The 13807-nt window shown below is 72.6% G+C and carries 12 protein-coding genes; 6 read left to right on the top strand and 6 right to left on the bottom strand.

What is annotated here, in order from left to right; translation table 11 throughout:
* The first annotated feature begins 116 nt into the window (after positions 1-116).
* From galT to TU31_RS19690, 4 genes are all read left to right on the top strand, one after another.
* Positions 117-1211 carry a galactose-1-phosphate uridylyltransferase gene (gene galT / locus TU31_RS19675; RefSeq protein WP_042156333.1) on the top strand — a complete coding sequence of 365 codons (1095 nt, stop codon included), beginning with the start codon at positions 117-119 and terminating at the stop codon, positions 1209-1211.
* Complete coding sequence (galE, locus tag TU31_RS19680) at positions 1208-2182, top strand: UDP-glucose 4-epimerase GalE (protein ID WP_042156335.1); 975 nt, start codon at positions 1208-1210, stop codon at positions 2180-2182. The genes galT and galE overlap by 4 nt, the downstream gene beginning before the upstream one ends.
* Positions 2182-3378, top strand: a complete 1197-nt coding sequence (gene galK / locus TU31_RS19685) for a galactokinase (protein WP_042156337.1) — start codon at positions 2182-2184, stop codon at positions 3376-3378. The genes galE and galK overlap by 1 nt, the downstream gene beginning before the upstream one ends.
* 240 nt (positions 3379-3618) lie before the next feature.
* Positions 3619-4416 (top strand): LuxR C-terminal-related transcriptional regulator, encoded by a 798-nt coding sequence (locus TU31_RS19690; RefSeq protein ID WP_219819207.1) that lies wholly within the window; start codon positions 3619-3621, stop codon positions 4414-4416.
* Between the two features lie 98 nt (positions 4417-4514).
* Here TU31_RS19690 and pdxR read toward each other — a convergent pair whose 3' ends face one another.
* Entirely contained in the window at positions 4515-5969 is a 1455-nt protein-coding gene (gene pdxR / locus TU31_RS19695; protein ID WP_042156342.1) for a MocR-like pyridoxine biosynthesis transcription factor PdxR, read from the bottom strand.
* A gap of 46 nt (positions 5970-6015) precedes the next feature.
* Here pdxR and TU31_RS19700 point away from each other — a divergent pair, with 46 nt between their 5' ends.
* A complete protein-coding gene (locus TU31_RS19700; protein ID WP_042156343.1) occupies positions 6016-7203 on the top strand; it encodes an MFS transporter in 1188 nt (395 codons plus the stop codon).
* A gap of 117 nt (positions 7204-7320) precedes the next feature.
* Here the strand turns inward: TU31_RS19700 and TU31_RS19705 are convergent, their stop codons facing one another.
* The 3 genes from TU31_RS19705 to TU31_RS19715 all read right to left on the bottom strand — a co-directional run bounded on the left by TU31_RS19705 (position 7321) and on the right by TU31_RS19715 (position 10864).
* A complete protein-coding gene (locus tag TU31_RS19705) occupies positions 7321-9318 on the bottom strand; it encodes a beta-galactosidase (RefSeq protein ID WP_042156345.1) in 1998 nt (665 codons plus the stop codon).
* A gap of 70 nt (positions 9319-9388) precedes the next feature.
* Positions 9389-10183, bottom strand: a complete 795-nt coding sequence (locus TU31_RS19710; protein WP_042156347.1) for an SDR family NAD(P)-dependent oxidoreductase — start codon at positions 10181-10183, stop codon at positions 9389-9391.
* 183 nt (positions 10184-10366) lie between these two features.
* Positions 10367-10864 (bottom strand): MarR family winged helix-turn-helix transcriptional regulator, encoded by a 498-nt coding sequence (locus TU31_RS19715; protein ID WP_042156349.1) that lies wholly within the window; start codon positions 10862-10864, stop codon positions 10367-10369.
* A 165-nt stretch (positions 10865-11029) separates the two neighbouring features.
* Here TU31_RS19715 and TU31_RS19720 point away from each other — a divergent pair, with 165 nt between their 5' ends.
* Positions 11030-11854 carry a trans-aconitate 2-methyltransferase gene (locus tag TU31_RS19720; protein WP_042156351.1) on the top strand — a complete coding sequence of 275 codons (825 nt, stop codon included), beginning with the start codon at positions 11030-11032 and terminating at the stop codon, positions 11852-11854.
* A 160-nt stretch (positions 11855-12014) separates the two neighbouring features.
* On the opposite strand, the gene TU31_RS19725 is transcribed toward TU31_RS19720, so the two are convergent.
* Together TU31_RS19725 and TU31_RS19730 are read right to left on the bottom strand one after the other, a co-directional pair.
* Positions 12015-12698, bottom strand: a complete 684-nt coding sequence (locus TU31_RS19725) for a TetR/AcrR family transcriptional regulator (RefSeq protein WP_042156353.1) — start codon at positions 12696-12698, stop codon at positions 12015-12017.
* A gap of 21 nt (positions 12699-12719) precedes the next feature.
* Positions 12720-13715, bottom strand: a complete 996-nt coding sequence (locus TU31_RS19730; RefSeq protein WP_042156355.1) for an acyl-CoA desaturase — start codon at positions 13713-13715, stop codon at positions 12720-12722.
* Between the last annotated feature and the right edge of the window lie 92 nt (positions 13716-13807).

The following is a 13807-nucleotide window of genomic DNA, read 5'->3' on the forward strand; positions in this document are numbered from 1 at the left end:
TCGCGAATGTCTCCCGGGGATCCGTGCTGTGCCCGGTGCTGCGCCTGACATTGACGCCGCTGTTTAGTTGTGCTTCATTGTGTTTGTTTGTGTTTGGTCGCCGCGTGAGGAGCTCCGTGAAGAAGACGACGACCCGGCTGGCGGACGGCCGGGAGCTCATCTACTACGACCTGCGCGACGACGCGGTCCGCGGCGAGCGCGACCCCCGCCCCCTCGACCCCGTCGCCACCGCCGCCGAGATCCGCCACGACCGGCTCCTCGGCGACTCGGTCGCCATCGCCTCCCACCGCCAGGCCCGCACCTACCACCCGCCGGCCGACGAGTGCCCGCTGTGCCCCTCCCGGGACGGCCGGCTCTCCGAGATCCCCGCACCCGACTACGACGTCGCCGTCTTCGAGAACCGCTTCCCCTCCCTCGCCGGTGACAGCGGCCGCTGCGAGGTCGTCTGCTTCACCCCCGACCACGACGCCTCCTTCGCCGACCTCACCGAGGAGCAGGCCGCCCTGGTCCTGGAGGCCTGGACCGACCGCACCGCGGAGCTCTCCCAACTCCCGGGCGTGGAACAGGTCTTCTGCTTCGAGAACCGCGGCGCGGAGATCGGCGTCACCCTCGGCCACCCGCACGGCCAGATCTACGCGTACCCCTTCGTCACCCCGCGCACCGCGCGCATGCTCACCTCGGTCGCCGCCCACCGCGAGGCCACCGGCGGCAACCTCTTCGACGAGACGGTCGCCGACGAGCTGGCCGACGGCCGCCGGATCGTCCTGGAGGGCGAGCACTGGGTGGTCTTCGTCCCGTACGCCGCCCACTGGCCCTACGAGGTGCACCTCTATCCCAAGCGCCGGGTCCCCGACCTGCTCGCCCTCGACGACGCCGCGCGCACAGAATTCCCACAGATCTACCTGGAAGTCTTGCGGCGCTTCGACCGGATCTTCGCCGGGCGGGGTGGTGGGAGCGGGGCCGTGCCCGGCGGCGGGAGCGGGGAGCGGGCGGACACCGCCCGCACGCCGTACATCGCCGCCTGGCACCAGGCGCCGCTGCGCGCCGAGCACCGCGGTGATTTCGCGCTTCACCTCGAGCTTTTCACCATCCGCCGTACTTCCGGCAAGCTGAAGTTTCTCGCGGGTTCCGAATCCGGCATGAACGTGTTCATCAATGACGTGCCGCCGGAGGCCGCGGCCGACCGACTGCGAGAGGTAGCGAGCGAGTGAGCAAGAAGTACCTGGTCACCGGTGGTGCGGGATACGTCGGCAGCGTCGTCGCAGCACATCTGCTCCAGGCCGGTCACGAGGTGACCGTGCTGGACGACCTGTCCACCGGCCACCGCGAGGGCATCCCCGCCGGTGCGCATTTCATCGAGGGCCGCATCCAGGACGCGGCGAAGTGGCTCGACCCCTCCTACGACGCGGTGCTGCACTTCGCCGCCTTCTCCCAGGTGGGCGAGTCCGTCGTGCACCCCGAGAAGTACTGGCGCAACAACGTCGGCGGCACCATGGACCTGCTCGCCGCGATGCGCGACGCCGGCATCCGCACCCTCGTCTTCTCCTCCACCGCCGCCACCTACGGCGAGCCGAGGTCCACCCCGATCACCGAGTCCGCCGAGACCGCGCCCACCAGCCCGTACGGCGCCAGCAAGCTCGCCGTCGACCACATGATCAGCGGTGAGGCCGCCGCCCACGGTCTGGCCGCCGTCTCGCTGCGCTACTTCAATGTCGCCGGCGCCTACGGCAGCTGCGGTGAGCGCCACGACCCCGAGTCGCATCTGATCCCGCTGGTCCTCCAGGTCGCCCAGGGCAAGCGCGAGGCGATCTCCGTCTTCGGCGAGGACTACCCCACCCCCGACGGCACCTGCGTCCGCGACTACATCCACGTCGCCGACCTCGCCGAGGCCCACCTCCTCGCCCTCGACGCCGCCACCGCCGGTGAGCACCTGATCTGCAACCTCGGCAACGGCAACGGCTTCTCCGTCCGCGAGGTCATCGAGACCGTCCGCAAGGTCACCGGGCACCCCATCCCGGAGGTGGTCGCCCCGCGCCGCGGCGGCGACCCCGCCGTGCTGGTGGCCTCCGCGCAGACCGCCGTCGACCGTCTCGGCTGGCGGCCCGCCCGCGCCGACCTCGCTGGCATCGTCGCCGACGCCTGGGAGTTCGCGCAGCACCTCGACCGGACCAAGGAGTCCTGATGACCGCACACGGAGCCGCCGTCCCGGCCACCGAGCGCCCGCACCGCGCTCAGCACACCGCCGCGCAGTTCGCCGCGGTGTACGACGCCGCCCCCACGGGCACCTGGGCGGCGCCCGGCCGGGTCAACCTGATCGGTGAACACACCGATTACAACGACGGTTTCGTGATGCCGCTCGCCCTCCCGCACACCACGCTCGCCGCCGCCTCGGCCCGCACCGACGGGGTGCTGCGGCTGCACTCCGGCGGCGCCGACGGCGGCATCGTCGAACTGCGCCTGGACGAGCTGCGCCCGGCACCCCAGGGAGGCTGGGCGGCCTACCCGGCGGGCGTCGTCTGGGCGATGCGGGAAGCAGGACTGCCCGTCGGCGGCGCGGATCTGCACTACGACAGCACGGTGCCCACCGGAGCCGGACTCTCCTCCTCCGCCGCCCTGGAGGTCGTCACCGCGCTCGCCCTCAACGACCTGTACGGGCTCGGCCAGGAGCCGCAGCGGCTGGCGCAGCTCGCCCAGCGGGCCGAGAACGCCTTCGTCGGGGTGCCCTGCGGAATCATGGACCAGACCGCCGCGGCCTGCTGCACCGAGGGCCACGCCCTGTTCCTGGACACCCGCGACCTCACCCGGCGCCAGGTCCCGTTCGACCTGGCGGGGGAGGGGCTGCGGCTCCTCGTGGTCGACACCCGCGTGAAGCACGAGCTGGGGGACGGCGCATACGCCGAGCGGCGCGCCGGCTGCGAGCGTGGTGCGCGGGCGCTCGGGGTGCGTGCCCTGCGCGAGGTGCCCTACGCGCATCTGTCCGAGGCACTGGCCGGGCTGGCCGGCGAACCCGCCGTCCAGGCCCTCGTCCGGCACATCGTCACCGAGAACCACCGCGTCGAAGAGGTCATCGCCTGCCTCGACGCGGGTCGCACCCGCGCCATCGGCCCCCTGCTGACGGCCGGTCACGCCTCGCTCCGCGACGACTTCAAGATCTCCTGCCGGGAGCTCGATCTCGCCGTCGACACCGCGCTGACGGCGGGCGCCCTCGGGGCCCGGATGACCGGCGGCGGCTTCGGCGGCTCGGCCATCGTGCTCGTCGAGGAGGCGGCTGCCACGGCCGTCGGCACGGCGGTCGGCGAGGCGTTCGCGGCGGCCGGCCATGCCGCCCCGCGGATCTTCGAGGCCGTCGCCAGTGCGGGGGCGCACCGCGTCGCGTAGGGCGCGCCGGACGGCGTGAAGCCACCGGACAGGCACCGAATGGCCCGGCCGGCGGAGCAGTTTCGCCAATCACCTTCCCTCGTCGCACCCCGTCCGTACGCTGGGAACCTGCACCGGTGGGGGCCGGTGCCGATCAGGGGGCGAGACCGTTCGGGTACGGCGCCCGGGGTGGGGTAGTCATGTCGGCACGGCGGCGGCCGTGCGGTTGCGGCGATCTTCAATCCGGGCGTCGTGCCCGCTATGGTCCGTTCACCGAGACAGGGGGTCTCTGTGCAACGCATCCGGGTTCTGGTGGTCGACGACCACCGCATCTTCGCCGAATCCCTGGCGGCCGCGCTCGCCGCGGAACAGGACGTGGACGTGGCAGCCGCGGGCAGCGCCCCCGCTGCCCTGCGCAATCTGGACCGCGCGGCCACCGACGGCCGCCGCTTCGACGTGCTGCTCGCCGACGCCGACCTCGCCGCGCCACTGCTGGCGGTGCCCGCCCAGGGAGCGGCCCGCGACGCGGTGCCGCGCGCCGTGCCGCGGGACGGCATCGCGCTGGTCTCCGGCCTGCGCACCAGCCATCCGTATCTGCGCACCGTCGTCCTCGCCGACCGCGACGACCCGCGCCGCGCGGCCGCCGCCCTACAGGCCGGTGCCTCCGGCTGGGTCGCCAAGGACTGCTCGCTGTCCCGGCTGCTCGCCGTCATCCGCGGGGTGCTGCGCGACGAGACGCATCTGCCGCCCGCGCTGCTGACCGGTGTCCTGCGGGAGTTGACGGCCGCCCGCAAGCACCGCTCCGAGAGCGAACGGCTGGTGGAGTCGCTGACTCCGCGCGAGCGTGAGGTGCTCCGCTGCATGGTGGCCGGCCTGGGCCGCAAGGCGGTCGCCGAGCGGCTGTTCCTCTCCCCGCACACGGTCCGTACCCATATGCAGAATGTGCTCGGCAAGCTCGGGGTGCACTCCACCCTCGCGGCGGTGGCCCTGGCCCGCCGGGCCGGGGTCGGCCCGGTCGAGCTGGAGGCGGCGGCCGCCGCGTCGGTGCCGGTGCCGTGAGGGGGCGGGGCCCGTGTACGGGCCGGCCGCCCCGGGGGTGACCTCGCGCACCCCGGTCGACGCGCTCGGGGCAGCGGTCCTCGCGCCCGACGACGAGGTCATGGCGGCCCGGGACGGGAGCGCGGACCCGGCCGGGCCGGGCCGGGCCGCTCGCCTCTGAGCAGGTCGCCGACCGCCGCGATACCTGCGGTGAGGGCGCGTTCGCCGACATTGCCGAACCCCAGGACCAGCTGTGTCTCCTGTGCCGCCGGCGCGGTGCGGCAGGCGCGCATGCCGTAGAGGCCGACGGAGCGGGCGCGGGCGGCGGCGATGACGGTCTGCTCGTCGGTCGATCCGCCGAGGTGCACGACGGCGTGGAAGCCGGCCGCCAGGCCGGTCACCCGGGCCTCGGGGGCGTGCGCGGCGAGCGCTGCCACCAGGGCGGTGCGCCGGGCCGCGTAGGCCGTCCGCATCCGGCGCAGATGCCGGTCGAAGCGCCCGGACTCGATCATCCTCGCCAGGGCGAGCTGGTCGAGCGTGGGCGACCCGCGGTCGTTCAACTGCTTGTGCATGGTGATGTGTTCGGCGAGGGCGGGCGGACAGAGCATCCAGCCGAGGCGCAGCGCGGGCGCGAGGGACTTGCTGACGGTCCCCATGGAGATCACGCGGTCGGGGGCGAGCCCTTGCAGGGCACCCACCGGCTCCCGGTCGTAGCGGAATTCGGCGTCGTAGTCGTCCTCGATGATCACGGCGTCCCGATGCCTGGCCCACTCGATCAGTGCGAGCCGCCGCTCCGGTGACATGACGACACCGGTGGGCCACTGGTGCGCGGGGGTCACCACGACCGCACGGGCGCCGGTGGCGGCGAGGGCCCGTACGTCGATGCCGTGCGCGTCGACCGGCACGGGGACCGCCGACAGGCCGGCCCAGGACATGGTCGAGGAGAGCCTGGCCGGTGAGCCGGGATCCTCGTACGCCGCCGTGTGGACACCGGTCCGGGCCAGGGCCCGCAGGGCCAGACCGAGGCCCTGCGCGTAGCCGGAGCAGATGACGATCCGTTCGGGATCCGCCGCGGCGGCCCGTACGCGCCGCAGATATCCGGCGAGGACCTCGCGCAACGCCGCGCTGCCGCGCGGGTCGCCGTAGTCGAGTGCCGCGGTCGGCAGGGTGCGTGCCGCATCGCGGGTGGCCCACATCCAGTCGGACAGCGGGAAGGCGCTCAGATCCGGGACGCCCCATCGGAAGTCGGCCAGCAGCTGTGGCGGCGCCGCGGGGGGTGGCGTGGGCGCGGCCGGTACGCCTGCGCCCGCCGCCACTTGAGTGGCGGCGCCCGGGCGGGCCACGAGGTAGCCCTCGGCCTGGAGCTGGGCGTAGCAGTCCTGCACCAGGCCTCGTGACAGCCCGAGTGTCCGGGCGAGTGCACGGGTGGACGGCAGCCGTTCGCCGACCCGCAGCCGCTGGGTACGGATCGCGTCCCGTATCTGGCGTTCCAGCTGTGACCGCAGTGGCCCGCCGCCGTCCCGGTCGATGTCCAACAACAGGTCGGGGGACAGACCGGACCACTCAAGAGGCATGGAATTGGAGCTTACTGGTGATCCGCTCGGACCCTAGCTTCGAGGCATGACGAAGACGACCAACTCCCCGTCGCGGGACGCCGGTTCGCGCCCAGCGCTCGTGACGCGGCCGCTACTGCTGCGGTTCGTGTCGATCATCGGTGCCTCGACGAGCTTCTTCCTCCTGTTGTCGGTCGTGCCGCTCTACGCCGAGACGTCCGGTGGGGGCGGTAGCGCGGCGGGCCCGGCCACGGGCGCCCTGATGGTGGCCACGGTCGTGGGTGAGCCGGCCACTCCCCGGTTGGTGGCCCGCTTCGGCTACCGCCTGGTGCTGGCGACGGGGCTGGTCCTGCTGGGGGCGCCCGCACTGGTGTTGACCGCCTCCGCGGACATGGTGTGGATCGTGGCGGTCTGTCTGGTGCGCGGTCTGGGCTTCGCCTTCACGGTCGTCGCGGGTGGCGCGTTGACGGCGTCGCTGATCCCGCCGGAGCGCCGGGGTGAGGGGCTGGCGCTGGTCGGCATCGTGTCCGGGGTGCCGTCGCTGGTGGCGCTGCCACTGGGGGTGTGGCTGGTCGGGCACGTGGGGTACGCACCGGTCTGCCTCGCCGGTGGCCTGGCCGCGCTGGCCGCGATCGTCTCGGTGCCGGGCCTGCCCGACCGGGAGCCGGCCTCGAAACGGTCGGTCACCATGCTGTCCGGGCTCCGCACCGCGGCGCTGCTGCGGCCCGCTGCCGTCTTCGCGGCCACCGCGCTCGCCGCCGGCATCCTCGTCACCTTTCTCCCTCTGGCCGTGCCGTCGGTCTCGCTGGGACTCGTCTCCGTGGCGCTGTTCGCGCAGTCCGCGGCAGCGACCGTGGCCCGCTGGGTCGCGGGCCGGCACAGCGACCGGCGCGGGCCGGCCGGACTCGTGCTGCCCGGCCTGGCCGCGGCGGCCGCGGGAACGCTGCTCACCGCGATGACCCACCGCCCCGTCGCTGTCATGGCCGGCGCGGCGCTGTTCGGGATCGGCTTCGGGGTCATCCAGAACGCCACCCTGACCCTCATGTACACGCGGGTTTCTGCCGCCGGCTACGGCACGGTCAGCGCCCTGTGGAACGTCGCCTACGACGCGGGTATGGGCGTCGGCGCCCTCGGGTTCGGCGTGCTCGCCGACGGGGTCGGCTACCCCGTGGCCTTCGCCCTCACCGCCGCGCTGATGCTCACCGCCGTCGCCCCGGCCCGGCGCGACCGTCGGCATGGCGAACGCCTCGGGTGACGGGACGGATCACACGCCAACCGGGTCCGCCTGACGCGTGATCACCACCGCACCCGTCCCGGCCAGGACACACCCCTAGGGGTGGCTCCGAGCCAGGCGGGACTTCGCGGACGCCCCCTAGGGCTCCGTCAGCACGGCCACCCCCCGTGCCCCCAGCGTGATCCGGTCGGTGGCGCCGGCCCCGGCCGTCCCGCGCGCCGCGAGCGCGTCCCGCATCGGCGACGGCAGTCCGACATCGACGGCCTCCGCCCCGTGGTTGAGCAGGAAGAGATAGCGTCCGCCGACGCCCTCGCGGACGGTGGCCTGGACGCCTGGCGGCAGGCCCGGCAGTACGGGGCCCACCCCGGCCGCCGCGCGGACATCGTCCAGCAGCGCCCGCATCAGCGCCGGATCGGGCCGGGTGGCGACGTACCAGACCGTGCCGCGCCCGTAGGAGTGCCGGGTCAGCGCGGGCCGGCCGGACAGCTCCCCGTCCGTGAAGTGGGCGAGCGCCTCGGCCCCTTCGAGGTCGAGGGCCTCCGACCACAGGTCCGCCCGCCCCGTGTACTCCCCGTCGCCGACCGCCACCGAACGGCCCGCGTCCAGCGGCCAGAACTCCGCCACCCGCAGTCCCAGCAGCGCCCGCAGCGGCGCCGGGTAGCCGCCGGGGTGCACCCGGTCGTGCTCGTCGACGATGCCGGAGAAGAACGACACCAGCAGCTGCCCGCCGTCGCGTACGTAGGCGGCCAGCCGCTCGGCGTCCGGGGTGGTCAGCAGATACAGGTTGGGGGCCACGACCAGCCGGTAGCCGGACAGGTCGCGCCGCGGCGGCAGCACATCGCAGGCCACTCCCGCCTCGAACAGCGGCCGGTAGTGGTCCAGCGCGATCCGGGAGTGGTCCAGCGCGGTCGACGGCTTGGAGTCCAGCTCCAGGGCCCACCAGCTGTGCCAGTCCGCCAGCAGCGCCACCTCGGCCCGCGACCGGGTCCCCTCGATCCCCGGCAGCGACGCCAACTCCCGGCCCAGTTCCGTCACTTCGCGGAAGATGCGGGTGTCGGTCCCGCCGTGCGGCAGCATCGCCGAGTGGAACTTCTCCGCGCCGCCCAGCGACTGCCGCCACTGGAAGAACAGCACCGCGTCCGCGCCCTGGGCGACGGCCTGCCAGCTCCACAGCCGCATCGCGCCGGGCGGCTTGGGGCCGTTGCGGGGCCGCCAGTTGACCGCGCCCGGCGCCTGTTCCAGGAGCATCCACGGCTGCCCGGAGCGCGCCGAGCGCATCAGGTCGAAGACATAGCCGGCCCGGAGGTGGTCGTCGGGCACATAGGGGTCCTGGTAGAAGTCCAGTGCCATCGCGTCCATATGGGCCGACCAGGCGAAGGCATCGACCGGCTTGTGCTGCGGCATCAGATTGGTGGTGGCCGGAATTGCTGGGGTGACGCGTTCCAGCACCTGCTTTTCGGCCAGATAGCAGGCGCGCAGCGCCTCGTCACCGAAGCGCAGATAGTCCAGCTGCTGTGCGGGGTTGGGGAAGGTGGGCGCGGTGCGGGGCGGCAGCACCTCGTCGAAGTCGCCGTACGCCTGCGACCAGAAGGCCGTCGACCAGGCGGCGTTGAGCGCGTCGACGGTCCCGTACCGCACGCGCAGCCAGCGCCGGAAGTCCTCGGCCGACACCTCGCAGTAGCAGTGGCGGGTGTGGCAGCCGTACTCGTTGCCGATGTGCCACATGGTGAGCGCGGGGTGGTCGGCGTAGCGGGTGGCGAGCTGTTCGACGAGGCGTACGGCGTGGGTGCGGTAGACGGGGCTGGAGGGGCAGTAGTGCTGCCGGCCGCCGGGCCAGCGGCGCCGGCCGTCGGCGTCCTCGGGCAGGATCTCGGGGTGCGCGCGCGAGAGCCACGGTGGTGGTGAGGCGGTCATGGTCGCCAGACAGACGGCGATGCCGGCACCCGCCAGGCCGTCCATGACGCGGTCGAACCAGCCGAAGTCCCAGGCCCCGGGCCGGGGTTCGACCTTGGCCCAGGAGAAGATGCCGACGGTGACCATGGTGACATGGGCCGCCTTCATCAGCTTCAGATCCTCGGCCCACACCTCCTCGGGCCACTGCTCGGGGTTGTAGTCGCCGCCGAAATGGATGCCCATGGATGCCCCTACGGATCGATGGATTCCCTACGGACCGAAGCCCGCGCCGTCAGCAGGCACGGCGCACGCCTCACGAGGAGTTCTTGAACACGCTCCAGCCGCCGTCGACGACGAGGCTCGCGCCGGTGACGAAGGACGCCTCGGGGGAGAGCAGAAAGGCGATGACCGCGGCGACCTCCTCGGGCCGCCCCAGCCGCCGCGCCGCCGTCTCCGCGGCGCTGGCCTGCCGCTCCTCCTCGCCGATACCGTCCCAGGCCGCGGTCAGCACGGGACCCGGCAGCACGCTGTTCACCCGCACCTCCGGCCCGTATTCGACGGCCAGTTGACGGCCCAGACCGGTCAGTCCCGCCTTCGCCGCGGCGTAGGCGGGCCGCCCCGGCAGCCCGGCCAGGGCATGCACGGACGAGGTCAGCACCACCGCACCGCCGCGCGCCCGCAGATCCGGCAGGGCGGCGCGTACGCCGAGGAACGAACCGGTGAGATTGACCGCCAGCTGCCGGTCCCAGTCGGCGAGCGAGGTGTGCCCGGCGGCCGCCACATGCGCCAGGAAGGCGTTGCTGACCAGCCCGTCCACCGGTCCGTAGCGCCGCCGCGCCGCCTCGACGGCGCGCCGCCAGTCGTCCTCGCCCGCCACATCGCAGTGCTCGTACGAGGCGTGGCCGCCGGCCGCCCGGATGCGCCGCGCGGTGCGTTCACCGCGCGCGTCGTCGATGTCCAGCAGCAGCACCCCGGCGCCCTCGGCCGCCAGCCGGTCGGCGGTGGCCGCCCCGATCCCGGCGGCGGCCCCGGTCACCAGGACCGTACGGCCCTCGAACCGCCTGCCGTACGGGCCGTTCGGCGGATGCGATGCGCGCTGCTGGCTCATGGCGCGATCCAAGCCCACGGGGCGAGCGACGGGCAAGGGCACAGAGGGGGAGAGGGGCGCACGAGGATTCAGGGGGCGCACGCCACTTTCTTTCGCGCCGCCAAATACGGTGCGCCAACCGGTCGTACGCCGGGGCGGGAAGCCTCTCCGGCCGCGCCCGGGGCGGGCCGCGCCGCTGTGGCCCTAGCCGGGAGTGTTGTCGAAGGGACCGGTCAACTTCCGCAGCAGACAGGCCAGTTCGCCACGCTGCTGCCGGGAGAGCTCGGCGAGAATCGCGCGCTCCTGGATCAGCAGTCCGGCCAGCGACCGGTCGGCCTTGTCGCGGCCCTCTGCGGTCAGCCTGACCAGCACGCCGCGCCGGTCGCTGGGGTCGGGCAGCCGCTCGACGAGGTTCTTCTTGGCCAGCCGGTCGATGCGGTTGGTCATCGTCCCCGAGGTGACCAGCGTCTGTGTCAGCAGCGCCCCGGGGGAGAGCTGGTAGGGCGCCCCGGCGCGCCGCAGCGCGGTGAGCACATCGAACTCCCAGGGCTCCAGGCCCACCTCGGAAAAGGCGATACGGCGGGCCCGGTCAAGGTGTCTGGCCAGCCGGGAGACGCGGCTGAGGACCTCAAGCGGCTCCACGTCGAGGTCCGGGCGCTCGCGGCGCCATGCTGCGACCAGTCGGTCGACCTCGTCCTCCATGACGATCAGTGTAGAGGGTCTGTCGACATGAAGTCTCTTGACGTCGAGATATATTTCGCTGGACTATGGGGCATCGTCGGCGGGGGCTCGGTTTCCAGCCGAGACGGCCCGAACCAGACCGTGCCGGCCTTGTGTCATCCCTGCATCGGCAAAGGGGTTTCGAACATGCACGACGCACCAACCTGGGATCCGCAGCAATACCTCCGCCACTCCGGGCACCGTACCCGTCCGTTCCACGACCTGCTCAACCGGATACCCGACCTGCCCCGGCAGGACCGCACCGCCCGCATCGCCGACCTCGGCTGCGGCCCCGGCAACGTCACCGCCCAGCTCACCACCCGCTGGCCCGACGCGCACATCACCGGCTACGACAACTCCCCGGAGATGCTCAAAGAGGCCGAGACCCACGCCGGCCCCACCCCGGGCGGCGGCCACCTCGACTTCGCCCCCGCCGACGCCGCCGACTGGACGCCCGAGGAGACCTACGACCTGATCGTCTCCAACGCGGCCCTCCAATGGGTCCCCAACCACCCGGACTCCTTCGCCCGCTGGATCGAGGCCCTCGCCCCCGGCGGCACCTTCGCCTTCCAGGTCCCCGGCAACTTCACCTCACCGAGCCACGCCCTCCTCGGCGAACTGTGTGACGCCCCCCAGTGGCGCGAGCGGCTCACCACCCACGGCCGCCGCTTCGTCCATGTCCTCGAACCGGCTGACTATCTGGAGCGCCTCGCCGACCTCGGCTGCGCCACCGACGTCTGGGAAACCACCTACGTCCAGCTCCTGGAGGGCGACGATCCGGTCCTCGACTGGGTCAAGGGCACCGCCCTGCGCCCCGTCCTCACCGCCCTGGAGCACGACCCGGCCGCCCGCGAAGCCTTCCTCGCCGAATACCGCGACGCCCTCCGCAAGGCCTACCCCACCGGCCGCCACGGCACGGTCTTCCCGTTCCGCCGCATCTTCGCCGTCGCCCGGAAGCCGGCCGCCGACTGACGCCCGCTGCCCACGGCCACCCCGCGACGCTCGCCCTCCGAGGTGACCCACGCCGTGCTCACCGGCCTCGACCCCATCCAGCGCGCCGCCCATGAGGGGGGCACCTCCCGCTCAAGCGCATTCGTGAGTGGGGACGCCGGTCCGAGGCCGGTACGGGCCCTCAGTTCTTCCGATGCCCTATCAACCGCGGCTTCGCCTCCAGGTTGCCCAGGCCGTGCCAGGCCAGGTTGACGAGGTGGGCCGCCACCTCGGCCTTCTTCGGTTTGCGGGTGTCGACCCACCACTGGCCGGTGAGGGCGACCATGCCGACCAGGGCCTGGGCATAGAGGGGGGCGAGTTTCGGGTCGAAGCCGCGGGCCTTGAATTCCAGGCCCAGGATGTCCTCGACCTGGGTGGCGATATCGCTGATGAGAGAGGCGAAGGTGCCCGTCGACTGGGCGACGGGGGAATCGCGGACCAGGATGCGGAAACCGTCGGTGAAGGTCTCGATGTAGTCGAGCAGCGCGAAGGCCGCCTGTTCGAGGAGTTCGCGGGGATGGCCGGCGGTCAGTGCGCCCGTCACCATGTCCAGCAGCTGCCGCATCTCGCGGTCCACCACCACCGCGTACAGGCCCTCCTTGCCGCCGAAGTGCTCGTAGACCACCGGCTTGGACACCCCGGCCTTCGCCGCGATCTCCTCCACCGAGGTGCCCTCGTAGCCCCGCTCGGCAAAGAGCGTGCGACCGATGTCCAGCAGCTGCTCCCGGCGCTCCGCACCGGTCATCCGGACCCTGCGGGCCCGCCGCGTGCCCGCGGAGGAAGACTTGCCCTTGTTGCCGCTGGTACTGCTGTCGTCGATCGCCACCCGTCAATCATGCCTTCCCCGCTACCGCCGGGCGGCACCCCCGGCGGCCTTCTCCGCGCGTCGGGCATCGAGACGGGACGCGTCCGGCCACCGGACGTCATACGCCCAGCCCGCCTTCTCGAACCAGCGGATCAAGCGGGCGCTGGAGTCCAGCTGCCCCTTCATCACCCCGTGCCGGGCGCTGGTCGGGTCCGCGTGGTGCAGGTTGTGCCAGGACTCGCCGCACGACAGGACGGCCAGCCACCAGACGTTCCCGGAGCGGTCGCGGGACTTGAAGGGGCGCTTGCCGACCGCGTGACAGATGGAGTTGATCGACCAGGTGACGTGGTGCAGCAGGGCCACCCGGACCAGGGAACCCCAGAAGAACGCACTCAGCGCACCCTGCCAGGACCAGGTCACCAGGCCGCCCACCAGCGGCGGGATCAGCAGCGACACCGTCGTCCACAGTACGAACTGGCGGGAGATCGTCCGGATCGCCGGGTCCTTGATCAGGTCCGGTGCGTACTTCTGCTGCGGCGTCTGCTCCTCGTCGAACATCCAGCCGATGTGCGCCCACCACAGGCCCTTCATCAGGGCGGGGACCGTCTCGCCGAAGCGCCACGGCGAATGCGGGTCGCCCTCGGCGTCGGAGAACTTGTGGTGCTTGCGGTGGTCGGCCACCCAGCGCACCAGCGGCCCCTCCACGGCCAGCGACCCCATGATCGCGAGCGCGATCCGCAGCGGCCGCTTCGCCTTGAACGAACCATGCGTGAAGTAGCGGTGGAAGCCGATCGTGATGCCGTGGCAGCCGATGTAGTACATCGCCACCATCAGCGCCAGGTCGAGCCAGCTCACCCCCCAGCCCCAGGCCAGTGGCACCGCGGCCACCAGGGCCACGAACGGGACGGTGATGAACAGCAGGAGCGTGATCTGTTCGACCGACCTGCGCTGCTCACCGCCGAGCGTCGCGGACGGTGCCGCGACGGCGGAATCGGCGGGAATCGGGGGATCTTCTACGGCTTCAGGACCAGCGGTCATGGTGTCCCTCGTCGGGGGCTCGGGGGCACGGCTACGGCTACGGAACCGTAACCTACGGTCTCGTAAGTATGGCAGTGCCGCCGCCACGGGCA

This window comes from Streptomyces lydicamycinicus (genome assembly GCF_000829715.2).
In the GTDB taxonomy this organism is placed as follows: domain Bacteria; phylum Actinomycetota; class Actinomycetes; order Streptomycetales; family Streptomycetaceae; genus Streptomyces; species Streptomyces lydicamycinicus.

Bases quoted from the DNA above. Each gene is read 5' to 3' on its own strand.
- galK (WP_042156337.1), top strand. From the start codon at position 2,182: ATGACCGCACACGGAGCCGCCGTCCCGGCCACCGAGCGCCCGCACCGC.
- TU31_RS19690 (WP_219819207.1), top strand. From the start codon at position 3,619: ATGGTCCGTTCACCGAGACAGGGGGTCTCTGTGCAACGCATCCGGGTT.
- pdxR (WP_042156342.1), bottom strand. From the start codon at position 5,969: ATGCCTCTTGAGTGGTCCGGTCTGTCCCCCGACCTGTTGTTGGACATC.
- TU31_RS19700 (WP_042156343.1), top strand. From the start codon at position 6,016: ATGACGAAGACGACCAACTCCCCGTCGCGGGACGCCGGTTCGCGCCCA.
- TU31_RS19705 (WP_042156345.1), bottom strand. From the start codon at position 9,318: ATGGGCATCCATTTCGGCGGCGACTACAACCCCGAGCAGTGGCCCGAG.
- TU31_RS19710 (WP_042156347.1), bottom strand. From the start codon at position 10,183: ATGAGCCAGCAGCGCGCATCGCATCCGCCGAACGGCCCGTACGGCAGG.
- TU31_RS19715 (WP_042156349.1), bottom strand. From the start codon at position 10,864: ATGGAGGACGAGGTCGACCGACTGGTCGCAGCATGGCGCCGCGAGCGC.
- TU31_RS19720 (WP_042156351.1), top strand. From the start codon at position 11,030: ATGCACGACGCACCAACCTGGGATCCGCAGCAATACCTCCGCCACTCC.
- TU31_RS19730 (WP_042156355.1), bottom strand. From the start codon at position 13,715: ATGACCGCTGGTCCTGAAGCCGTAGAAGATCCCCCGATTCCCGCCGAT.